Origin of the sequence: Pseudoalteromonas sp. SIMBA_162, assembly GCF_046535955.1 — a bacterium.
Taxonomy (GTDB): Bacteria; Pseudomonadota; Gammaproteobacteria; order Enterobacterales; family Alteromonadaceae; genus Pseudoalteromonas; species Pseudoalteromonas marina.
In genome coordinates this window covers 1-258 of record NZ_JAWJBQ010000685.1, presented here as the reverse complement: position 1 = coordinate 258, position 258 = coordinate 1, and the positions used below count along the sequence as shown (strand labels likewise).

General features: G+C 65.5%; 1 pseudogene. It reads right to left on the bottom strand.

The window, feature by feature from the left end:
• Window positions 1–258 (bottom strand): annotated as a pseudogene (locus R0J88_RS21420) (hypothetical protein); the annotation flags it as partial.

Below are 258 nucleotides of genomic sequence, written 5' to 3'. Positions count from 1 at the left end.
CCATCGTCGCCCTGCTCGGTCACCAGCAGGTGGGATTCGCCGCTCTGACGCAGTGTCTCGACCAGGTCCCCGACGCGGGCGCGCTTGAGCACGGCGAGAGGAATGCCCTGCAGCTCCGCGCGGGGTATCTGCACCATGTCGGTAGTGACTTCGTCGCGCTGAACATTGAAGCGGGTCATGGCGCGCATCACGACTCGGCCACCCTGCAGCTCACGCGAGGTCACCACACCGGTGAAGGTGCCATCATGATCGTGGACC